The organism is Mesorhizobium sp. B2-4-15, from assembly GCF_006658505.1.
Lineage (GTDB): Bacteria > Pseudomonadota > Alphaproteobacteria > Rhizobiales > Rhizobiaceae > Mesorhizobium.
The window spans coordinates 78,068-100,737 of sequence record NZ_VFUZ01000022.1 but is presented as its reverse complement, the minus strand read 5'-3'; the positions used below and the strand labels follow the sequence as shown (position 1 = coordinate 100,737).

Annotated in this window: 18 protein-coding genes; 11 read left to right on the top strand and 7 right to left on the bottom strand. The window is 64.2% G+C overall.

Annotated elements, in window-relative coordinates; translation table 11 throughout:
• Positions 1 to 218: 218 nt before the first annotated feature.
• The 5 genes from FJ930_RS23200 to FJ930_RS23175 form a co-directional block, all read right to left on the bottom strand.
• The gene (locus FJ930_RS23200; RefSeq protein ID WP_141840258.1) at positions 219 to 1,064 is read right to left on the bottom strand and encodes a fumarylacetoacetate hydrolase family protein; all 846 of its coding nucleotides are present in this window, start codon (positions 1,062 to 1,064) and stop codon (positions 219 to 221) included.
• A gap of 26 nt (positions 1,065 to 1,090) precedes the next feature.
• Positions 1,091 to 1,822, bottom strand: coding sequence for an SDR family oxidoreductase (locus FJ930_RS23195; RefSeq protein WP_141840257.1), 732 nt, complete (start codon positions 1,820 to 1,822; stop codon positions 1,091 to 1,093).
• A gap of 180 nt (positions 1,823 to 2,002) precedes the next feature.
• The gene (locus FJ930_RS23190; RefSeq protein WP_141840256.1) at positions 2,003 to 4,375 is read right to left on the bottom strand and encodes an aldehyde dehydrogenase family protein; all 2,373 of its coding nucleotides are present in this window, start codon (positions 4,373 to 4,375) and stop codon (positions 2,003 to 2,005) included.
• 226 nt (positions 4,376 to 4,601) lie between these two features.
• A complete protein-coding gene (gene deoC, locus FJ930_RS23180) occupies positions 4,602 to 5,645 on the bottom strand; it encodes a deoxyribose-phosphate aldolase (RefSeq protein ID WP_141840254.1) in 1,044 nt (347 codons plus the stop codon).
• Between the two features lie 223 nt (positions 5,646 to 5,868).
• Positions 5,869 to 6,696: a ferredoxin--NADP reductase gene (locus tag FJ930_RS23175; protein WP_141840253.1), complete on the bottom strand. Its 828-nt coding sequence runs from the start codon at positions 6,694 to 6,696 to the stop codon at positions 5,869 to 5,871.
• Positions 6,697 to 6,915: 219 nt separating this feature from the next.
• Here FJ930_RS23175 and FJ930_RS23170 point away from each other — a divergent pair, with 219 nt between their 5' ends.
• From FJ930_RS23170 to FJ930_RS23150, 5 genes are all read left to right on the top strand, one after another.
• On the top strand, positions 6,916 to 9,000 hold the full coding sequence (locus FJ930_RS23170; RefSeq protein WP_141840252.1) for a hydantoinase/oxoprolinase family protein: 2,085 nt from the start codon (positions 6,916 to 6,918) through the stop codon (positions 8,998 to 9,000).
• Between the two features lie 2 nt (positions 9,001 to 9,002).
• Complete coding sequence (locus FJ930_RS23165) at positions 9,003 to 10,760, top strand: hydantoinase B/oxoprolinase family protein (RefSeq protein WP_141840251.1); 1,758 nt, start codon at positions 9,003 to 9,005, stop codon at positions 10,758 to 10,760.
• Positions 10,761 to 10,877: 117 nt separating this feature from the next.
• Complete coding sequence (locus tag FJ930_RS23160; protein ID WP_246676999.1) at positions 10,878 to 11,993, top strand: aminomethyltransferase family protein; 1,116 nt, start codon at positions 10,878 to 10,880, stop codon at positions 11,991 to 11,993.
• A gap of 75 nt (positions 11,994 to 12,068) precedes the next feature.
• A complete protein-coding gene (locus tag FJ930_RS23155; RefSeq protein ID WP_140743814.1) occupies positions 12,069 to 12,275 on the top strand; it encodes a hypothetical protein in 207 nt (68 codons plus the stop codon).
• A gap of 3 nt (positions 12,276 to 12,278) precedes the next feature.
• Positions 12,279 to 12,764, top strand: a complete 486-nt coding sequence (locus FJ930_RS23150; protein WP_348642746.1) for a Fic family protein — start codon at positions 12,279 to 12,281, stop codon at positions 12,762 to 12,764.
• A 144-nt stretch (positions 12,765 to 12,908) separates the two neighbouring features.
• Here the strand turns inward: FJ930_RS23150 and FJ930_RS23145 are convergent, their stop codons facing one another.
• Both FJ930_RS23145 and FJ930_RS23140 read right to left on the bottom strand, forming a co-directional pair.
• Entirely contained in the window at positions 12,909 to 14,396 is a 1,488-nt protein-coding gene (locus FJ930_RS23145) for an aldehyde dehydrogenase (RefSeq protein ID WP_141840249.1), read from the bottom strand.
• A gap of 63 nt (positions 14,397 to 14,459) precedes the next feature.
• Entirely contained in the window at positions 14,460 to 15,908 is a 1,449-nt protein-coding gene (locus FJ930_RS23140; protein ID WP_141840248.1) for an APC family permease, read from the bottom strand.
• A 186-nt stretch (positions 15,909 to 16,094) separates the two neighbouring features.
• On the opposite strand from FJ930_RS23140, the gene FJ930_RS23135 reads away from it, so the two are divergent.
• From FJ930_RS23135 to FJ930_RS23110, 6 genes are read left to right on the top strand one after another with little or no spacing between them, the layout of a single operon-like run.
• On the top strand, positions 16,095 to 16,865 hold the full coding sequence (locus tag FJ930_RS23135; RefSeq protein WP_141840247.1) for an IclR family transcriptional regulator: 771 nt from the start codon (positions 16,095 to 16,097) through the stop codon (positions 16,863 to 16,865).
• Positions 16,865 to 18,151, top strand: a complete 1,287-nt coding sequence (locus FJ930_RS23130; RefSeq protein ID WP_141840246.1) for a Tm-1-like ATP-binding domain-containing protein — start codon at positions 16,865 to 16,867, stop codon at positions 18,149 to 18,151. Before FJ930_RS23135 ends, FJ930_RS23130 begins: the two co-directional genes overlap by 1 nt.
• On the top strand, positions 18,148 to 18,816 hold the full coding sequence (locus FJ930_RS23125) for an HAD-IA family hydrolase (protein ID WP_141840245.1): 669 nt from the start codon (positions 18,148 to 18,150) through the stop codon (positions 18,814 to 18,816). The genes FJ930_RS23130 and FJ930_RS23125 overlap by 4 nt, the downstream gene beginning before the upstream one ends.
• A 17-nt stretch (positions 18,817 to 18,833) precedes the next feature.
• The gene (locus tag FJ930_RS23120) at positions 18,834 to 20,183 is read left to right on the top strand and encodes an aminotransferase class III-fold pyridoxal phosphate-dependent enzyme (protein WP_141840244.1); all 1,350 of its coding nucleotides are present in this window, start codon (positions 18,834 to 18,836) and stop codon (positions 20,181 to 20,183) included.
• 25 nt (positions 20,184 to 20,208) lie between these two features.
• Complete coding sequence (locus FJ930_RS23115; RefSeq protein WP_141840243.1) at positions 20,209 to 21,531, top strand: aminotransferase class III-fold pyridoxal phosphate-dependent enzyme; 1,323 nt, start codon at positions 20,209 to 20,211, stop codon at positions 21,529 to 21,531.
• A complete protein-coding gene (locus tag FJ930_RS23110; RefSeq protein ID WP_141840242.1) occupies positions 21,528 to 22,550 on the top strand; it encodes a phosphotransferase in 1,023 nt (340 codons plus the stop codon). The genes FJ930_RS23115 and FJ930_RS23110 overlap by 4 nt, the downstream gene beginning before the upstream one ends.
• The last annotated feature ends 120 nt before the right edge of the window (positions 22,551 to 22,670 follow it).

Sequence of the window (22,670 nt, the reverse complement as noted above, 5' to 3'; positions counted from 1 at the left end):
CGATAAAGTAGAGCCTGACCTTCTCCCCTTGTGGGAGAAGGTGGATCGGCGCGCAGCGCCGAGACGGATGAGGGGTGCTCCAGCGGAGTGCGGCGTGAAAAGATCGAAAGGTTCCGAGCGCTTACTTCTGCAAAACCGCAATCCTTCCAACACCCCTCATCCGACCTCGCTTCGCGAGGCCACCTTCTCCCACAAGGGGAGAAGGGAAAGCCATCGAGCTACACGTCCGCCCTGAAAGTCTGCTTCTGCTGGCCGAGCCCTTCGATGCCGAGCTCCACCACGTCGCCCGCTTTCAGGAACACCGGCGGCTTCATGCCAAGGCCAACACCGGGCGGGGTGCCTGTCGAAATAATGTCGCCGGGATGCAGCGACATGAACTGGCTGAGATAGGACACCAGGTATTTGACGCCGTAGACCATGGTCCTGGTCGAGCCGTCCTGCATGGTCTTGCCGTTGACGGTCAGCCACATTTTGAGATTCTGCGGGTCTGATACCTCGTCCTTGGTCACCAGCCACGGGCCCGTGGGGCCGAACGTGTCGCAGCTCTTGCCCTTGGTCCACTGGCCCTGGCGCTCGGCCTGGAAGGCGCGCTCGGACACGTCGTGGGCGACGCAGTAGCCGGCGACATAGTCGAGCGCGTCGGCTTCGCTGACATATTTGGCTGTCTTGCCGATGACGACGCCGAGCTCGACCTCCCAGTCGGTCTTTTCCGAGCCGCGCGGGATCAGCACGTCGTCATCCGGTCCGACGATGGCCGAGCTTGCCTTCATGAAGATGATCGGCTCCGGCGGCACTTTGGCACCGGTTTCGGCGGCGTGGTCGGAATAGTTGAGGCCGATGCAGATGAACTTGCCGGTGCCGGCCACGCAGGCGCCGAGCCGGGGCTTGCCGGAAACGGCCGGCAGCGACTTCGGATCAAGCTTGGACAGCATCTCCAGCGAGGCCGGATGCAGCACCGTGCCGGCAATGTCGGCGACATGGGCGGAGAGATCGCGGATCGTTCCATCCGCATCGAGCAGGCCGGGACGTTCGCTCCCCACCTCGCCATAGCGCAGCAGTTTCATGCAGTTCTCTCCTCAGTCAGATTGGTTCAGATCGACCAGCCACCGTCGATATTATAGGCCTGCCCGGATGTGTAGCTCGCACCGGCGAAATAAACCGCGAGATCGGCGATTTCCTCCGGCGTGCCGAGCCGGCCCATCGGCTGGCGCGCGATGAAGGCGGCGCGGGCGGCGTCATAGTCGCCTTGCGCATGCATGCGGTCCTGCAACGACGGGCTCTCGACCGTGCCGGGGCAGATGGCGTTGCAGCGTATACCCTTGCCGACATAGTCGGCGGCAACCGCCTTGGTCAGGCCGATCACCGCAGCCTTGGTAACCCCATAGGCGAAACGGTTCGGCACACCCTTCTGCGAGCTCGCCAGCGAGGCCATGTTGATGATCGACCCGTCGCCACGCTCCAGCATGCCCGGAAGCACCGCACGGATGGTGCGGACCATGGCGCGCACGTTGAGATTGAACGCGAAGTCGAGATCGGCGTCCTTCATCTCCAGGATCGATCCCGAATGAACGAAACCGGCGCAGTTGAACAACACGTCGACGCGGCCGATCTCGGCGAAGGCTGACTTGACCGCCTCGTCGTTCAGCACGTCCAGTTTGCGGGTCTTGACGCCGGAAGTCTTGGCGAGCTCCGCCAGCAGCACCTCATTGATGTCGGTGGCGTAGACAGTGGCTCCGGCCTTAGCAAAGGCCAGCGCGCTTGCCTTGCCGATGCCTTGTGCCGCTGCCGTGACGACAACGACCTTGCCTGCCAGATCCGCCATGCTCTTCTCCTCGCCTGCCTGATGCATCCGCTCTATCGGTGGCCGGCCGACAGGTCATGTACCAGTCAGCTCGATTGTGCGGCCTAGCCGGGTCACAGATAAAGGTGTTTTTTCTGGTTAAAGAACATGCGTTCGGGCGTCAAGCCCGAACACGATCATCATTGCGGCAGTATGGCGGTGTCAGTCGCCATAGGGCACCCAGACATTCTTCACCTCAATGGCGCGACGCAGCAGGGCGTCGCCGGCGGCCTCTTCCGACGCCCAGTCCAGGCTGCGCCCGTTGCCGCTCCAGACGCGCTTGAGGTTGCCGATGGAGTCGGCTTCCGCCTTGGCGCAAGTGTCGGCGTCGGCGAACAGCCAGAGCCCGTCGACATCGTCATGCTTGGCCAGCACGCCCGCAAGCTCGGCGCTGCGGCCGGTGACGATGTTGATGACGCCGGCGGGCACGTCGGAATATTCGATGACCTGGTAGAGATCGGTGGCCAGCAGCGGATAGCGCTCGGAAGGCACGGCGACCACGGTGTTGCCCATGGCGAGTGCCGGCGCGATGAGCGAGATGAAGCCGAGCAGCGGCTGATTGTCGGGGGCGACGATGCCTAGCACCCCGACCGGCTCATGCAGCGCCAGCGTGACGGCACGAGCCGGCGGCTGGTGCACGCGGCCCTCGAACTTGTCGGCAAGACCGGCATAGAGGAACAGACGCTCGATCGACTGGTCGACCTCCTCGCGCGCGGCTTTGGCGGGCAGGCCGGTCAGCTGGACAAGCCGGGCAGCGAATTCATCCGCGCGGCCCGAAAGGTTCTCGGCCAGGTAATAAAGCACCTGCGAGCGGTTGTAGGCGGTCGCTTCCGGCCATGCCTTGGCAGCGCGAGCGGCGGCAACCGCGTCACGTATGTCCTTGCGGTTGCCGAGCCCGACCTCGCCGGCGAGCTTGCCCTTGGCGGTGGCGACGGCGAGCGAATAATTGCCGTCCGGCCGCACCTGCTTGCCGCCGATGAACAGCTTCGCCGTACGGTCGATGGCCGAACTCTCGGCCTGTTCGACAGGCTGCACCGACGCCGTCGCCGGCTTGATGATCGGACCGAGCGGCAGCTTTGCCGTGAGATACTCGAACATGCCCTCGCGCCCGCCCTCGCGGCCGAAGCCGCTTTCGCGATAGCCGCCGAAGCCGCAAGCGGCGTCGAACATGTTGGTGCCGTTGACCCAGACGACACCGGCCTTCAGCTGCGGCGCGACGTGCAGGGCGAGATTGACATTCTCGCTCCACACCGACGCGGCCAGCCCGTAGCGGGTGTTGTTGGCAAGCTCGATCGCTTCCTCGGTGTTGCGGAAGGTCATCGTGGCAAGCACCGGCCCGAACACCTCCTCCTGCGCCAAGACATTAGCCGGCGAAACACCAGTGGCGAGCGTCGGCAGGTGGTAGTAGCCGGAGGACGGCAGCGCCGCATCCGGCTGCCAGCAGACGGCACCTTGCCTGGCGCCCTCGGCGATCAGGCCCCTGACGCGGTCGAGCTGCGTCAGATCGACGAGCGGGCCGATATCGGTGTTCTTGTCGAGTGGGCTGCCGACGCGCAGCCGGCTCATCCGCGTCTTGACCTTGGCGATGAAAGCATCGGCGATGCCTTCCTGCACCAGCAGCCGCGAACCGGCGCAGCAGACCTGGCCCTGGTTGAACCAGATGCCGTCGACCAGCCCTTCGACGGCGCTGTCGAGATCGGCGTCCTCGAAGACGATGAAGGCCGATTTGCCGCCAAGCTCCAGCGACAGTTTCTTGCCCGAGCCGGCAGTCGCCTTGCGGATGATCTTGCCGACCTCGGACGAACCGGTGAAGGCGATCTTCTGGATGCCGGGATGGTTGACGATCGCCGCGCCCGCCTCCGGACCGCCCTGGACGATGTTGACGACGCCCTTGGGCACGCCGGCGCGCTCGCAGATTTCGGCGAACAGGATCGCCGTGAGCGGCGTGAACTCGGCCGGCTTGAGCACCACTGTGCAGCCCGCTGCAAGCGCCGGCGCGATCTTCCAGGCCAGCATCAGCAGCGGAAAATTCCACGGGATGATCTGGCCGACGACACCGATACCCTTTTGGCCGGGGAAATCCCTGTCCAGCGCCTGCGCCCAGCCGGCATGGTGGATGAAATGGCGGATCGCCAAGGGCACGTCGATGTCGCGGCTTTCACGAATCGGCTTGCCATTGTCTATCGATTCCAGCACCGCGAAAAGGCGCTGATGCCGCTGCATGGCGCGGCCGATGGCGTAAAGCACTTTGGCCCTGACATAGCCTGAGGACGCGGACCATTTCGGCAGCGCCTTCGTCGCGGCCGCAACCGCCGCGTCGATATCGGCGGCATTGGCATCGGACACCTTGGCCAGCAGCTTGCCGGAAGACGGTTCGCTGGTCTCGAAGGTCTTGCCGCCGCCTGCTGCCTTCCAGTCGCCGCCGATGAACAGGGCTTTGCTGAAATCGCGGCCGGCCAGCCATGCATCGGCCTCGTTGCGAGCCTCCGGCGCCGGGCCGTATTCCATGGCGTGATAGCGTTCAAGGATGTTCATGGGGCGCTCCAGATAATTGTCTTGGCAGGCGCTCTGTCGCGCCCCCCTGTGTCCTGCCGGACATCTCCCCACTTGGGGGGAGATCAGCCCTCGCTCCTGTCGGCTGCCGTTCTGCAATGTCAACGATTGGTGAAGTCATCGATGACAGCCAATCTCCCCACCTGTGGGGGAGATGTCCGGCAGGACAGAGGGGGGCGCGAAGGAACTTCACGTTGCAACTCTACCGCTACGCCATTGCGTGCCGGTGATTGGCCGAATAATGCCCGGTCAAATGGTGCTCGAGCTGTCGCTCGATGTCTGTCAACAGGCTCGACGCGCCGAAGCGGAACAGGGTCGGCTCCAGCCAAGGCCGGCCAAGTTCCTCCTTCATCAGCACCAGCCAGTCGAGCGACACCTTGGCGGTGGAGATGCCGCCGGCCGGCTTGAAGCCGATGAGGTAGCCGGTCTCCTCGAAATAGGCCCTGATGGCGCGCATCATGGCGAGGCCGACGGGCAGTGTCGCGTTCACGCTCTCCTTGCCGGTCGAGGTCTTGATGAAATCGGCGCCCGCCATCATCGCCACCATCGAGGCCAGCATGACATTGCGCAGCGTGGCGAGGTCGCCGGTACCGAGAATGACCTTCAGATGCGCGTCGCCGCAGGCCGCGCGCATCGATACGATCTCGTTGTAAAGCTCCCGCCACTTCGCCCCGAACACCAGGCCGCGCGGAATGACGACGTCGATCTCATCGGCGCCGTCGCGCACCGAGGCCTCGATCTCCTGCAGCCGGGTCGACAGCGGCGCCAGGCCGTGCGGGAAAGCGGTGGAGACCGCGGCGACATGGATACCGGTGCCGCGCACGGCATCGACGGCGGTGGCGACAAAGGGATGGTAGACGCAGACCGCCGCCGGCCGAATGGTTTCACCCGCAATGCCGAGGCCCTCGACAATGTCGCGGCGCAGCGGGTTGATCGCCTTGGCGCAGAGCCGGCGCACGCGCTCCTCGGTGTCGTTGGAATTCAGCGTCGTCAAATCCATGCAGCTTATCGCCCGCAGCAGCCAGGCGGCCTGGTTGTCGGCCTTGATCGAGCGCCGCTTGGTCAGGCTGGCGACGCGTCGCTCCAGCGCCGAGCGATTGACGCTGCGCACCGATTCCATGAAGCCGAGATCGAGCTTCATTCCGGGGTTGCGCGCGGTGCGGTCCAGCGGCACAGCCGTGTTCGCGGCGGCACGCGCGGGCAGCGGCGTGACCTTGCCGCCCAGGTCGGCTTCGCGGATTGTGCTGCTCATCTCCTGCCCTTTCATTCAGCGACATGCGCTTATGTCTTGGTGCGTGTCGTTGTCCCAAACCGCTCGATACGTTTGGACGACACGCAAGAAGATAGCCCGCGAAGCCGCGCTTCACGAGTCCTCAAGCGATGGATAGCCGAAAAAGGCTGCGAAAGCAGCTGATTTTTGACCGGAAGGTCAAAAGCAGATTCTTGCCAAGCAGTTCTTGGAAGAAGCGCCGGCCTCAGCCGACGAAGGCGCGTTCGACGACGAAGGTCGAGGGATGGCTGAGCGAGCCTTCCTGGAAGCCGAGGCTTTCGGCCATCTCCTTGACGTCCTTCAGCATGTGCATCGAGCCGCAGATCATGATGCGGTCGGTCTCGGGATTGAGCTTCTCGATGCCGAGGTCGGTGTAGAACTTGCCCGAGCCGATCAGCGCGGTGATGCGGCCCATGCATGCCGATTCCTCGCGAGTCGTCGAATTGTAGAGCGTGACGCGGCCGGTGGTCAGTTCGCCGGTCAGCGGGTCGTTCTCGAGTGCCGCCACCAGCTCCTGACCGTAGATCAGTTCGGCATTGTCGCGGCAGGTATGGGTCAGGATCAGCTGATCGAATTTCTCGTAGGTGTCGGGGTCGCGCAGCAGGCTGGCGAAGGGGGCGATGCCGGTGCCGGTCGAGATCATGAACAGCCGCTTGGCCGGGGTCAGCGCGTCCACCACCAGCGTGCCGGTCGACTTCTGGCGCATGATGACGGTGTCGCCGACCTGGATCTTCTGCAGTTCCGAGGTCAACGGGCCATCCGGCACCTTGATGGAAAAGAATTCCAGTTCTTCGTCCCAGGCCGGGCTCGCCACCGAATAGGCGCGGAACACCGGCTTTTCGGCATTGGGCAGGCCGATCATGACGAACTCGCCGGAGCGGAAGCGCAGCGACTGCGGCCGGGTGATGCGGAACGAGAACAGCCGGTCGGTGTAATGCTTCACCGAGACGACGGTTTCGGCATAGACATTGGCCGGAATCGGGAACTGCAGCGGGCGGGCGCCGGCGGTGTTGAACGCGGAGGTGGTGTTCATCAAACCAACTTTCTGGCCCAGCCGGGGACGCGGGCGCCAAACTTTTTTCTGCGCGCCCGGACCGTTCAGGTCCCGGCGTGCTGCTCACACACTCCAAAGCGGTAAGCTCTTGTGTCCGGAATTTATTAGTATACAAACGATATTTGCGTCAAGATGGCGCCGTAAAACACCTTTCCAAACTGTGACATATTCGTAGTCCCAGCATTTCGGGTTTCGACAATGAAAGAGAATTTTTCGGTGCAACCGTCGGATTCCCTGGGCAGCGTCGTTGCCGGCATCGATGTTGGCGGAACCTTCACCGACCTGCTTCTGATCGACGGCAGGGACGGCGGCAAGGTCCATATCGCCAAGACGCCCACCACGGTCGACAATCAGGCTTTCGGCGTGGTTTCGGCGCTCGGCGCCACCGGCTTCCCGGTCGACGGCATCGACCTCATCGTGCATGGCACCACCACCACCACCAACGCGGTGCTGGAGCGCCGGCTGGCCAAGACCGGCATGATCACCACGCGCGGCTTTCGTGATGTCATCGAACTGGGCCGGCGCACGCGGCCTCAAGCCTATGGCATGACCGGCACCTTTGTGCCGATCATCCCGCGCAATCTGCGGCTCGAAGTCTCCGAGCGGGTCGAAGCCTCGGGCGCCATACGCACCCCGCTCGATGAGGCCGGGATGCGCGAAGCGGTCAAGGCGCTGGTCGCCGCCGGCTGCGAATCCCTGGTCATCCATTTCCTGCATTCCTACGCCAACCCCGCCCATGAGCGGCGCGCCGCCGAGATCGCCGCCGAGCTCTGGCCGAATGGCTACATCACCACGGGCCATGCGTTGCTGTCGGAAGCACGCGAATTCGAGCGCGGCGTGACCGCTTCGGTCAACGCTTCGGTGCAGCCGATCCTCGAGCGCTATGTCGAGCGCCTGCGCAAGGAATTGGCCGAGAAGGGCTATGCCCGCGATTTCCTGATCATGAACGGCAATGGCGGCATGATATCGGCCCGCTTCGTCACACGTGAATCGGCCAAGACCGTCATGTCGGGCCCCGCCTCCGGAGTCATCGCCGCCGCCTATACGGGCAAACGCGCCGGCTTCGAAAACCTCGTCACCTACGACATGGGCGGCACTTCGACCGACGTGGCGCTGATCCGCAACGCCGAGCCGGCTGTCTCGAACGAGATCGAAATCGAATACGCCATGCCCATCCATGTGCCGATGGTGGCGGTGCACACGGTCGGCGCCGGCGGCGGCTCGATCGCCCGCGTCGACGCGGCGGGGCTGATCCAGATCGGCCCGGAAAGCGCGGGCGCCAATCCCGGCCCGATCTGCTACGGGCGCGGCGGCCTGGAGCCGACCATCACCGACGCCAATCTGGTGCTTGGCCGGCTGGCGCCGAAGAAGCTGCTTGCCGTCGACAATCCGGTCACGTCAGAGCGCGTTACGGATATTTTCGCCGAAAAGATCGGCGAGGCGACCGGCCTGTCCGGCGTCGAGGCGGCCGGGGCGGTGCTTAGGCTCGGCAACATGAAGATGGCGGGCGCCATCCGCATGGTCTCGGTGTCGCGCGGCCATGACCCGCGCGATTTCGCGCTGTTCGCCTTCGGCGGCGCCGGGCCGCTGCATGCGACTGCCCTGGCGCGCGAACTTGGCCTGCCCCGTGTGCTGGTGCCGGCGCGGCCAGGCATCACCAACGCGCTCGGCTGCGTCGTCGCCGATTTGCGCCACGACTTTGTCAACACCATCAACCAGCCCGTGGCTATGCTCGACGAAGCCCAGCTTCATGCTGTCTTGCAACGGCACCGAAACGAAGGCGAGGAACTGATCGGCAAGGAGGCGGTGAAGCCGGAAACGATCCGCGTCACCCATTCCGCCGACATGCAGTTCGTCGGCCAGACCCACATCATCAATGTGCCGCTGCCGTCTTCATCGGTGACCCGCGCGACGCTGCAAGCGCTGTTCGAAAAAGCCTATTTCGCCCGCTTCAAGGTCGAACTGCCGGAGATCCGCGCCAACCTCGTCAACCTCAACACCTCGGTCACCGGCGTGCGCCCCGCGATCGACCTGTCGCACCTGATCGACCCGGCCGGGCGGGCAAAAACGCTCGACGAGGCGCGGCGCGAGATCAGGCCGGTCTGGTATGCAGGCCACTGGCACGACACGCCGGTCTATGCGCGCGAAAGACTGCCGCTCGAGGCTAGCATCGAGGGCCCGGCGATCCTCGAACAAATGGACGCCACCACAGTGCTCGAGCCCGGCGACCGCGCACGCTCGGACGTCGACGGCAACATCATCATCGACATCGGCGAGGCCTGACAATGCCGGCTTTAAAAGGGGCAAAGCTCGACACCATCACGCTTTCGGTCCTCCAGGCAGCGTTGCAGCAGGTCTGCGACGAGATGGACCTGACCTTTTCCCGCGCCGCGTTCTCGCCTGTCATCGCCGAGGCCAACGACCGCTCCGACGGCATCTATTCCGCTGTCGACGGCTCGCTGATCGCGCAGGGCAGCCAGGGCCTGCCGGTCTTCGTCGGCGTCATGCAGTATTCGACCAGGACGGTGATCGAGATGATCGCCGATGGCCGCTGCCTGGCACCGGAGCCGGGCGACATCTACATCGTCAACGATCCCTATCTCGGCGGCACGCATCTGATGGATGTGCGCTTCGTCATGCCGGTCTACCGGAGCGAGAAAATCTTCTGCTGGCTGTCCAACACCGGCCATTGGCCTGATATTGGCGGCTCGGTGCCCGGCGGTTTCTCGGCTTCGGCGACCGCCGTCGAACAGGAAGGCCTGCGGCTGCCGCCGGTAAAACTGTTCAAGAAGGGCGTGCTCGATCCGGAGATCTACGCCATCATCTGCTCCAACATCCGTGTCGCCGACCAGCGCATCGGCGACATCAGGGCGCAGGCCGCCGCACTGCTGATCGGGCAAGACCGGCTCAACGAAATCCTAGATCGTTACGGAGACGAAACCGTTGTCGAGGCAATCGCCGAGCTGCGCCGCCGCGCCGCAGAGCAGATGCGTGCCAACATAGCGGCCATCCCGGATGGCACCTATAGTTCGCAGGCCTTTGTCGATTCCGACGGGGTGGTCAACGAGCCGCTGACCATCGCGCTCGCCGTCGAGAAAAAAGGCGACACGCTGACCTTCGATTTCGCGGGCTCGTCGAAGCCCTGCGCCGGACCGATGAACAGCGTGCTGGCGACGACCTTGTCCTCGGTCTATCTCGCCATGCGCCATATCTTCCCGGATGTGCCGATCAGCGCCGGCGCCTTCGAGCCGCTGATCGTCAAGCGGCCTGACGGCACGTTCCTCGACGCGAAATATCCCCGTCCCGTTTCGGGCTGCGCGGCGGAAGTCTCGCAGCGCATCGCCGAGGCGGTGTTCGCCGCCATGGTGCAGGCGCTCCCGGAAAAGGTAACGGCCGCTCCCGCCGGCTCCAGCGGCAATTTCGCGCTCGGCGGCAACGATCCGGCGCGCGGCCGCGACTATGTCATGTACCAGATTTCAGGCGGTGGTTATGGCGGCAATTCAGGCCATGATGGCCTGACCAATGGCTGCTCGACCATCGGCATCTCGAAATCGCCGCCGGTCGAGATCATGGAGCAGGCCTTTCCGGTGCTCTATCGCCACTATGCCTTGCGCGAAGGTTCGGGCGGCGCCGGCAAGCATCGCGGCGGCTTCGGCCTAGCCTATGAGGTGGAGATCCTGCGCGGCGACGCCCGCGCCTCCTTCGTCATGGACCATGGCCGCTTCGGCCCGCAGGGCGCGCTGGGCGGCAAGGATGGCGAGCCCAACAGCGTCACCGTGTTCCGCAACGGCGAGGAACATGTGCCCCCGCATCTGTCGAAGGAACAGGATATCGCGCTGAAGGCAGGCGACCGCGTGCGCGTCGGCACGCCGGGCGGCGGCGGCTATGGCGAACCGCGTCGGCGCGACGCGGAGCAGGTGCTGAAAGACGTGACGCTCGGCTATTACACGCCTCGGCAAGCGGCCGAGAAATTCGGCGTCGTGATTTCAGCGGACGGGCTCGCCGTAGACCGAGCGGCGACGGATAAAATGCGGGATAGCTGATCCACTGCACGTAGACGCGAAGTTTGCCGTCCGCCGGGATCGACAAGGCATGTCGTTTCCGTCTCCGCCGGCGATGCAAAAGCTCGTATTTTCCATCGACAAGCGATGGAGGCAGTCTTGGCCGAGCGGCGATCCCCTTTCTACAGCAGCATCGTCGGGCTGGGCGCGACCATGGGTCGTGTCGGCGGCGATTTCATCTCGGCTAAATATTATTCCGGCATTGCCGACGAGCATCTGAACACTCGCGCCAATGTCGGCGTGCAGGATCTCGGCACCATGGGCAAGATGGACATCAGGGGTCCGGATGCCGAGGCGCTGGTCAACCATGTCATCGTCAACGATGCCGCGGCGATGAAGCCAGGCAATGTGCGCTACTCCACGGTCTGCCGCGAGGATGGCGGCATCATGGATGACCTCACCGTGTTCCGGCTAGGGCCGGAGCATTTCATGCTGGTGACCGGCTCGGTCAACCGACTGAAGATGCTGCCCTGGCTCCAACGTCACGCCGAAGGACGCAGGGCCTATGTCACCGACATCACCGCCGCGGTTGCTTTCCCGACCATCCAGGGTCCGCGCTCGCGCGAACTCTTGAAGGCGCTGCTTTCGGATGCCGATTTGGACGGGCTCAAGCGCTGGGCGTTCACCTCTGGGCGCGTCGGCGAGACCAAGGTGCTGATCTCGCGCACCGGCGTGACCGGCGAACTCGGCTTCGAACTCTTCGTGCCGGCCGACGAGGCGGTTTCGGTCTGGGACGCGCTGATGAAGGCCGGCCGGGACTTTGGCCTCAAACCCTATGGCGTGCTGGCGATGTTCACGCTCGGCCTGGAAAAGGCCTATCCGGCGCACGGCATCGACATGGACGAGACCCGCACGCCGTTCCATGTCGGCCTCGACCGCTGGATCAAGTTCGACAAGGGCGATTTCATCGGCCGCGAAGCGCTGCTCAAGATCCGCGACAACGGCCTCGACGAACGCTGGACCGGCCTGATCCTCGACGGCGACAAGCCCGCCGCGACAGATGCCAGGGTCTTGGCCGATGGCGAGGACGTCGGCATCGTCACCTACAGCGACCACGGCTATACGCTGGGCAAGGTGCTGGCGACGGCACATCTGCGGTTGCCCTTCACTTCTGTCGGCACCGAACTCAGCATCGACATCGACGGCAAGCCGACACGCGCGGTGGTGGCGCCGATGCCGTTCTTCGATCCGGAGGGGACAAGGCTGCGGGCTTAGGAGTGGACCGACGGCACATGGCTTGCTTCGGAAATCGGTTTTGTCCGCCCTTTGAATTCATGGTATGATTTGCAGATGAAATCCCCAACTTCGAGACCCGGCCATTCGGCCAAAACAGGCCAATTCGTTCTGACCAGGGCGCGCGGCGAGAAAATCAGCGCCGTGGAAGGCATGAAACTGTCGCCCCGCATGAGCGAAGTGCTCAGTCAAGGTGCCCGGCACGGACTGTCCGGTGATGAGCGCCGCTCGCTCATCAAGGAAGAAATCCGCAAGAAGAAATAGACGTTGGTCTACGCAGCCGAGTCCGATCCGCTCTGCTATCCCGGCACAACGGTGCTCATCAACCTGCTGGATATGCGCGACCAGGCCGAACTTGAAGAGGTCGAACTCGCTCTCTTCCTAACTCGCGCCGACGAGCCTTTACCGGCAGGCGAACTGGACTATCCCCACTATCTCAGCTTACACCGACACCTTTTCCAGGACGTATACGCCTGGGCCGGCCAGGTGCGTACCATTCGCATCGGCAAGGGTGGCAATTGGTTCTGCTATCCCGAACACATTGCCAGCGAGATGGGGCGGGTCTTCCATGAACTCGGCAATCCCGACCACCTGGCTGACTTTAACACTACCGACTTCGCGAAGCACTTGGCGCACGTCATCGCCGAGCTGAATGCCGTGCATCCGTTTCGCGAGGGCAACGGCCGCACCCAGCTCGCATTCCTCGCCATGCTCGCCGAGCATCGGGCTTTGCTTTCAATGCCGATATGCTAGCCCGCGATCGGGTGATCCAGGCCATGATTGACAGTTTCAACGGCTCCGAAGCGCCACTGCAAGCGCTCATCGAAGATGTAGTTGCCTTAGTTAGTTAGTCGGCGCATCATGTATTTTAGTGGGCGACCTTGCTCTGTCGCTGGCTCAAAGCGCGATCCATGCCGTCTTCAGCTCCATATATTTCTCCAGCGCGTGCAGCGACTTGTCGCGGCCGAAGCCGGACTGCTTGACGCCGCCGAGCGGCACGGTGATGTCGGCGCCGCCATAGGTGTTGACGTGGACGACGCCGGCATTGATGGCGCGCACCATGCGGTGCGCGGTGGAAAGGTTTGATGTCCACACCGCCGAGGCAAGCCCGTAGACGGTCGAATTGGCAAGCCGCACCGCTTCCTCCTCGGTGTCGAAGCGCATGACGCCGAGCACCGGGCCGAACACCTCCTCGCGAGCAAGCTGCATGTCCTGCGTCACATTCTCGAAGATCGTCGGCGCCATGTAGCTGCCGCCGGTTTCGGCCAGTATCCTTTCGCCTCCGGTGACCAGCCTCGCGCCTTCTTCCCTGGCCTTGGCAACGAAGCCGAGATTCTTCTCCAGCTGCTCCGCGCTCGACACCGCGCCGATGTCGCTTCCGAGATCGAGCGGATCGCCGACCCTCAGCCGCGTAGTCGCCTGGAGAAGTTCGTCCATGAAGCGGTCATAGACCGAGGATTGCACGAGCAGGCGCGAGCCGGCGACGCAGACCTGGCCGGAGTTGCGGAAGATGCCGTTGGCGGAGACGACTGCCGCCTGCTTCAGGTCAGGCGCATCGGCAAAGACGATGTTGGGCGACTTGCCGCCGAGTTCCAGGAAGATACGCTTCAAATTGGAACGGGCGGAATAGTCGAGCAGCCGCCGGCCAACCGGTCCCGACCCTGTGAAGGCGATGGCATCGACATCCATATGCAGGCCCAGCGCCTCACCGGTAACGGCGCCCCGGCCGGTCACGACATTGAGCACGCCGGCGGGCAGTCCTGCTTCGGCAGCCAGTTCCGCCAGCCGCAGCAGCGTCAGCGACGCGATCTCCGGCGGCTTGACCACCACGCAATTGCCGGCGGCAAGGGCCGGCGCGATCTTCCAGGTGCCGATCATCAGCGGGAAGTTCCAGGGAACGATGACGCCGACGACGCCGAGCGGTTCCTTGTGGATCAGACCCAGCACGTTCTCGGCCGTCGGCGCGATCTCGCCATAGACCTTGTCGATCGCCTCGGCGTAATAGCGGATGGTCCCGGCGGCCGACAGCGGCTCGGCCTTGTAGGCCATGCCGATCTCGGTCCCATTGTCGCGTACGCCGAGCACGGCCAGTTCGTCGGCATGCCTTTCGATCAGCTCGGCGAATTTGGTCAGCACTTTCTTGCGCAAGGCGGGTGCGGCGCGCGACCACGAACCGTTCTCGAACGCCTTGCGCGCCGAGCGGACCGCGCGATCGACATCGGCGGCATTGCCGTCGGCGATGCTGGCGAAAGGCCGGCCGTCGATCGGTGAGACCACCTGCAGCGTCGCACCGCTTGTTGCCTCAACTTGAGCGCCATCGATGAACAGGCCGCGCGCGCCGATTTCGGCCTTGCGCAGCGTGTCGATGGTATTTTGACTGATCATTACGGTCTCACTTCGAGGAGATGCACCAAAGGGCGGCGTGATACGCCGCCCCGATACTCCAATTCAATCCTTCAGGGGCACGCCGAGGTTTTTGAAAGCGACCGGATCCCGGCCCTTCAACGCACCCGCCAGCAACAGGCCGATCACCGCCGCGATCAGCACCAATCCCGGCAGGAACACGCCGAGGAAGCCGCCGGCTCCCGACAGGCTGCCGAAATTGATGACGATCAGATAGATGATGATGGCGAAGGCGATGAAGGTCAGCCCCGGCAGGATGGTGGTCTTCACGGCATTCTCCTGCGCCGACGGGTTGGCGCGGAAGTACATCACCACGGCGAGCGAGGCGACAGCCATCATCACGATGACGCCGAGCGTCGCGACATTGGTCAGCCAGGAAAACAGCGCCAGCACCGGATCTAGGCCGAGCACGGCGAACAGCCCGACGACGACGGCCGCAAGCACGCTCTGGATCACCGAGGCGACATGCGGGCTCTGGTGCGCCGAATGCGTCACACCGATCGACTGCGGCAAGAGCTTCTCGCGGCCGGAGACGTAGATGTAGCGGGCGACCGCGTTGTGGAAAGCCAGCACGCCGGCGAACAGGCTCGATACGAACACGATGCTCATCGCATGGGTAAGCAGCGTCCCCGCATAACGGTCGGACAGGCCGAACAGGAAGGTCGTCGGGTCCTGCAGGCCCTGCAGGGCCGGCAGCAATTTGTCGATGCCGGCGCCCACCGCCATCAGCCAGGCCGTGACCATGTAGAAGAGGCCGATCAGCAGCACCGAGAAGTAGGTCGCCTGCGGAATCGTGACCTTGGGGTCGCGGGCTTCCTCGGCATAGATCGTCGTCGCCTCGAAGCCGATGAAGGCGGCAAAACAGAACAGGATGGCGATGGCCGGTGCGCCTGAGGTGATCTGGCTCCAGCTGAACGGTGCCGCCGAAAGGCCGCTGTCGCCGCCGGTCTTGAGGATGGCCAGGTCAAGGACAAGCACCACGGCGTATTCGCACAGCACCAGCACCGTCAGGATCTTGGCCGACAGGTCGACCTGGCGGTAACCGAGCACGGCGACGATGGCGATGGCGATGAAGCTCCATACCCACCAGGGCAGGTTGACGCCCCAGCCGGCGAACAGGCCGGAGGTCGCCGCCCCCAGAAGCCCCATGACGCCGATCTGCATGGCATTGTAGGACAGGATCGCGATCAGCGCCGTGGCGCCGCCGGCAAGGCCGCCGAGGCCGCGCGCGGCATAGGCATAGAAGGCGCCGGCATTGCCGACATGGCGCGACATGGCGACATAGCCGACCGCGAACAGGAGCAGCAGCACCGTGACGATCAGATAGGTGCCGGCAAAGCCCGCGCCATTGCCCATCAGCATGCCGAGCGGCGTGCCGCCGGCGACCGCCGTGAGCGGAGCCGCCGCCGAGATCACCATGAAGGTGATGGCGCCGACGCCAAGACTGTTCTTGCGCAGCCTGTTGGCCGGCGCCTGTTCCGAAACTGCTGTCATTGGTCCCTCCTGATTGCGAACCTTGGAGTTCGCCGGCCGACTGGCCTGTCCACGCGCTCTGGATGATGGTTCATTATTTGAACCGTTATTTTGAATATAGACTTGCAAACAAAGCCGCTTCCTGTCAAGTTAATTCACACGTTAAATGATTGCGCCCTTGGGGATGCACATTGGCCGGAGGATGCGTTGGGTACGGTCGGCAAGGCGATTTCACTTCTGGAGCTGTTCACCGTGGCCGAGCCCGAGCTCGGGCTGACCGAGCTGGCGCGCCGGGCGGGCTTCGACAAGGCGACGACACGTCGGCTGCTGTTGGCTCTGACCGACAATGGCTTCGTCGAGCAGGACGCCGCCACACGGCACTACAGGCTCGGCGCCGGCCTGTCGCGGCTGGCACGCATCCGCGAGGCCCGCTTTCCTTTCCTGCAGACCGCGGTGCCGCTGGTGCGGGATCTGGCCGGCGCGACGGCCGAGACCGTGCATCTGTCGGAATTCGGCACCGACAGGCTGGTCACCGTCCATGTCGAGCATCCGGCCTGGGCAAATCGGGTTAACATCGATATCGGCCAGCTTCTGCCGCTGCATTCGACCGCGTCGGGCATCGCCTATCTGGCCTTTGCCAGGGGTGAGACCGTCAAGGCATGCCTGGCGGGCCCGCTCGATGCCTTCACGGCGCACACGCTGGTCGAGCCGGCCGCCATCTCCCGCTCCATCGGTGAGGCGCGCGATCGCGGCTATTCGATCTGCGACCAGGGCCTGGAAGAAGGCGTCATCTCCGTCGCGGCGGCGATCCTGGCGGCGGACGGCTTCGCGATCGGCACCATTGCGGTGGCGGCGCCGAAGGCAAGAACGACGACGGCCGACATCGCGCAACGAGGACTTGCGGTGATGGCCGCGGCACGGGAGATTTCGATGCGCCTCAATGGCGACAATCTGCAAACGCTGAGGAGGCAGGCCTGATGTCCAAGCAGATCGCGACAGTGCCTCGCATCCTGGTCATCGGCACGGGCGACACCAAGGCCGACGAACTGCTGTTCATGAAGGCATGCATAGAGGCATCGGGCGGCAGCGCCGTGATGATGGATGTCAGCGTGCTGGGCGATCCGCCCTATAGCCCTGACCACGATAAGCATGCCGTGGCGCGGGCCGTCGATGTGACAATAGCCGAGATCGTCGCGAGCGGCGACGAGAACACCGCCATGACGCTGATGGCCGGCGGCGCCGTGCAATTGGTGCGCAGGCTTCACCAGGCCGGAGAGATCGACGCCTTCATCGCCATAGGCGGCTCCATGGGCACCGATCTGGCGCTCGACATCGCGCTCAGCCTGCCGCTTGGCGTGCCGAAATTCGTCGTCTCCACCATCGCCTATTCGCACCTCATCCCACCGGAGCGGGTCGCGCCGGACCTGATGATGATCCTCTGGGCCGGTGGGCTATACGGCCTCAACACTATCTGCAAGTTGGTCCTGTCGCAGGCCTGCGGCGCCGTGGTCGGCGCGGCGAAAATCGTGCTTGCGTCGCGTGCGTCGGCTCCGGCGCACGGCCCGACAGTCGGCATGACCTCGCTCGGCTCCAGCTGCTTGCGCTACATGAAGACGCTGAAGCCGGCGTTGGAGCGGCGCGGCTATGACGTCGCCGTCTTTCACACCACCGGAATGGGCGGCCGCGCCTTCGAATCGATCGCCGGCCAGGACCACTTCTGCGCCGTCTTCGACTTCAGCCTGCAGGAAATCACCAATCATCTGGCCGGCTCCGTCGTCAGCTCGGGAGTGGACCGGCTGGAGAATGCCGGCGCTCGCGGCATCCCGCAGATCGCGGCGCCGGGCGCGGTGGACATGGTAGACCTGCCGACCTGGCAGGATTTGCCGGCTAAGTTCTCCGAGAGACCGTTTCATGCCCACAACCGGCTGATCGCCTCGGTCACCGTCGACGCGGATGACCGCCGCCAGGTCGCCAGAACCATTGCCGGAAAGCTCGCCATGGCAAAAGGCCGCTCCGCCCTCATCCTGCCGTCCCGGGGCATCCAGGAATGGGACGTGCAGGGCGAGCCGCTCTATGAACCGGAAGCCCTTGCCGCCTTCGTCGATGAAATGCGCAAGGCAGTCCCCGCAAGCGTCGAGTTCCACGAGATCGACGCTCATATCAACAGCGACGACTTTGTCGGCAAGGCGCTCGAGATCTTCGACCGCTGGGTCGAGGAAGGCATCGTCCCGCGCGGCATGCCGGCCAAGGGAGTGGCCGCGTGAGCGCTCCGTCGGCCCAGGCGCTTGTCCTCGATTTCGGTGGCGTCGTCACCCGGACGCTCTTCGAGACCCATGCCTTGACCGAACAGGCGCTTGGCCTGAAGCCCGGCACGCTGCAATGGCGCGGGCCGTTCGATCCGGAGAGCGATCCGCTCTGGCGCTCGATGCAGGCCGACGAGATCAGCGAGCGCGACTATTGGCGCACCCGCACCAGCGAGGTCGGCCGGCTCCTCGGTGAGGATTGGCAGGCCATGGAGACCTTCGTCCGGCGCGCCCGTGGTGCCGAGCCGGAAAAGGTGGTGCGCCCCGAAGCCGACCGCGCCATTCGCGCCGTCCATGCGGCGGGATTTCGCTTGGCGATCCTGTCCAACGAGCTCGACCTGTTCTACGGTGCCGACTTTCGCCATCGGTTGCCGCTGCTCGGCCTGTTCGACGTCATCGTCGACGCCACCCACACTGGCATCCTCAAGCCCGACCGTCGTGCCTATGCCTTCGTCACCGACGCGCTTGGCCTGCCTGCCGCCGCCTGCGTCTTCGTTGACGACCAGCAGCGCAATGTCGATGGCGGCAGCAAAGCCGGCATGCGCACGGTTCATTTCGACGTTGCCCGACCGGCACAATCCTACGCCGAAGCCCTCGCCCATTTCGACCTTGTCCCAACTGCCTGATTACTGCGGAGCCTTTCATGCGCGACATCAATTTCCTCACCGAGACGAACGCCAAGCCGATCTGGCATCCGATGGCGCATCCGGCCGAGATGCGGGCCAACCCGCCGAAGGTGATCATGAAGGGCGAGGGCGTGATGGTCACCGATATCGCCGGTAACACCGTGCTCGACGCCGTCGGCGGCCTGTGGAACGTCAATCTCGGCTACAGCTGCGATCCGATCAAGAAGGCGATCGCCGACCAGCTCGGCGCGCTGCCCTATTATTCCGGCTTTCGCGGCACCTCGACCGGGCCGTCGATCGAGCTCGCCCATGAACTCGCTGATTGGTTCGCGCCGGAGGGCATGGTGCGAACCTTCTTCACCTCGGGCGGCTCGGATTCCGTGGAGACGGCGCTGCGGCTCGCCCGGCAATACTGGAAAATCCGTGGCCAGGGCGACCGCACCAAGTTCCTCGCCTTGAAGAAGGGTTATCACGGCACCCATTTCGGCGGCGCGTCGGTCAATGGCAACGCCAATTTCCGCCGCAACTACGAGCCGCTGCTGCCCGGTGTCTTCCACATCCCCGCCCCCTGGACCTTCCGCAACCCGTTCGACGAAACCGACCCGGCGCGGCTGGCGAAGCTATGCGCCAAGGCGCTGGAGGACGAGATCGCCTTCCAGGGCGGCGACACCATCGCCGCTTTCATCATGGAGCCGGTGCTGGGTGCAGGCGGTGTCATCGTTCCGCATGAAAGCTTCATGCCGCTGGTACGCGAGATCTGCGACCGCCACGAGATCCTGCTGATCGCCGACGAGGTCGTCACCGGCTTCGGCCGCACCGGCGCATGGTCCGGTTCTCGGCTATCTGGCGTGAAGCCGGATTTCATGACCATCGCCAAAGCGATCACCTCGGGCTATTTCCCGCTTGGCGCTACATTGATCGGTGCCAAGGTCGCCGACGTCTTCGAGACCGACAAGACCAGTTTCGGCGCCATCGGCCATGGTTATACCTATTCCGGCCACCCGGTCGGCTGTGCCGCGGGGCTGGCGGCGCTTGCCGAGACCAAACGGCTGCGCCTGAACGAGAACGCGGCCGCGCGTGGTCTCGAACTCGCGGCGGTGCTGGAAGGACTGAAGGCCAAGCATGCCATCGTTGGCGACGTCAGGTACAAGGGGCTGATGGCGGCGCTGGAACTGGTGTCCGACCGCGCGACGAAAAAGCCCGCCGACAAGAAGACGATGGGCGTGGTTTCCGAGGCAGCCTACGAGGCCGGCGTCATGCTGCGCGTTTCGGGCAACAACATCATCCTGTCGCCGCCATTGATCATCAGCGCCACCGATGTGGCCAAGATGGGCGAGGCGATCGACGCCGGCCTGTCGAAGGTCTGAGCACGCAACGGAGGATCGGCAGGAAATGGCTCTTTCGCGGGAAAATCCGGCACACCAAAAGCCGGCTCAAGGAACGCTGGTGAGCAGGCGCTCGCGACTGCTCGGTGCGAAATCGCAATTGTTCTATGACGAACCCGTGCATCTGGTGCGCGGTGAAGGCGTCTGGCTCCAGGACGCGGATGGCCGCAAATATCTCGACGCCTACAACAATGTCGCCCATGTAGGCCACTGCCACCCGCATGTGGTCGAGGCCCTGTGCCGGCAGGCAAGGCTGCTCAACACCCACACCCGTTACCTGCACACCGCCATTCTCGACTATGTCGAGCGGCTGACCGCGACCTTCGACGCCAGCCTGTCCACCGCCATCCTGACCTGCACCGGCAGCGAGGCCAACGACATCGCGTTGCGCATGGCGCAGGCGACTTCGGGCCAGATGGGCATCATCGCCACCGACGCCACCTATCACGGCAACACCACGGCGGTTTCGCAGCTCTCGACGCGGATGCCGCCGGTCGGCGGCCGTGCCCGTCATGTCAGGCTGGTGCCGGCACCCGACAGCTTTCGCCATCCCGACGCCATGGCCAACGGCAAGGCTTTCGGCGACGCCGTGCGCGAGGCGATCGCTTCGCTGGCGAAGGACGGTATCGGCCTTTCCGGCATGATCCTGTGCCCGCTACTCGCCAATGAAGGCTTCCCTGCATTGCCCAGCGGATTCTTCGACGACGCTATATCGGCGGTGCGCGAAGCCGGCGGTCTGGTGATAGCCGATGAGGTGCAACCCGGCTTCGGCCGCACCGGCAGCCATTTCTGGGGCCATCAGCGTGCCAGTTTCGTGCCCGACATCGTCACCATGGGCAAGCCGATGGGCAATGGTCATCCGGTCGCCGCCGTCGTTACCACCACGGAAATCCTGGCGACCTTCCGCGACGCCTTCCGCTACTTCAACACCTTTGGCGGCAACCCCGTTTCCTGTGCGGTTGCCAACGCGGTCCTCGATGTCCTGGAACAGGAGAACCTTGTCGTCAATGCGCGCGATGTCGGCGCCTACGCGCTCGATCTGTTGCGGCCGCTGGCCGACCGTCACGAATCCATTGGCGAGGTCAGGGGCGCCGGGCTGTTCTTCGGCGCCGAGCTGGTCCACGACCGCGAGACGCGCGAGCCCGCGCCCGACATCGCCGGGCGCGTCATCAACGCAATGCGCGACCGTGGCGTGCTGATGGGCAAGACCGGCATTCACGGCAATGTGCTCAAGATCCGCCCGCCAATGCCTTTCTCCCGGGAGAATGCAGATCTTCTGATCGACACGCTCGACGAGGTGATGGGCGAAGTCGGCGGGGTGGCGGCGTGAACGCGGTTTCCACGCGATCCGAGCCTGAAACGGCGGCCGAAGTCACGGCGCTTGCCCGGCAGGCACTCGAGCATTGGGGCGTCCGCGATTGTGAACCGGAGCTGCTGAAGTACCGCGAGAATGCGGTGTTCCGGGTCTGTTTGCCGGATGGCCGCCCGGCGGCCATGCGCATCCACCGGCTTGGCTATCACACGGATGCCGCGCTGCGCTCGGAACTGCAATGGATGGCCTTCCTGCAATCCGCCGGTGTCGCCACGCCATCACCGGTCGCGACGCTGAGCGGTGAACCATTCGTGCTGGTCGACACGGCGGCTTCGACGCAGCCCCGTCAAGCCGATTGCCTGAGCTGGCTGGAAGGCCGCCCCGTTGGCGCGCGTGGCGTGCCGCTGGACTACTCACCCGAACAGGCAAAGCGAATTTTTACCGCGATCGGGCGAAACATGGCTCACATGCACACTATCACCGCCGCCTGGGCACCACCCACCGGCTTTGCCCGCCATGCCTGGGATTTCGATGGTTTCTTCGGCGCGAACCCGACATGGGGACGTTTCGAGACCTCGCCTTTTCTCGATCTCTCCCGCCGCGAACTGGTTCTGCAAGCGCGGGAAAAGGCGGTGAAAGCGCTCTCGAATCATGAACGCAGCGCCCGTAATTTCGGGCTCATCCACGCCGATCTCGTGCGCGAGAACGTGCTCATCCATGAGGATGCCGTCCGCATCATCGACTTCGACGATTGCGGCCATGGCTGGCACATGTACGACCTTGCAGTCGCCCTCTACCAGAACCGGGACGAGCCGATTTATCCCCTGATCGAGGCCGCTCTCCTCGGCGGCTACCGGCAGGAGCGGGACTTGACTCGTGAGGACGTCGGCGCGCTGCCGTTGTTCTCCGCGTTGCGCGCCTTCGCTTTCCTCGGCTGGGTACAGAGCCGCGTCGAGGGCGACATCACCAGGGATGTCGGGCTGCGCATGTCAAACATCGCCGCCGATGTGGTGATTGCCTATCTCCGCTGCGCGTAGCGCGGCGGGTGCGGCAAGGCCTACAGCAATTCCAGGAAAAGTGCGTAGCGGTTTTCCGTCCGGGATTGCGTAAAAACAAAGAGTTAGAGCGAGTCAACGATTCCATCAAACGCTGAATCG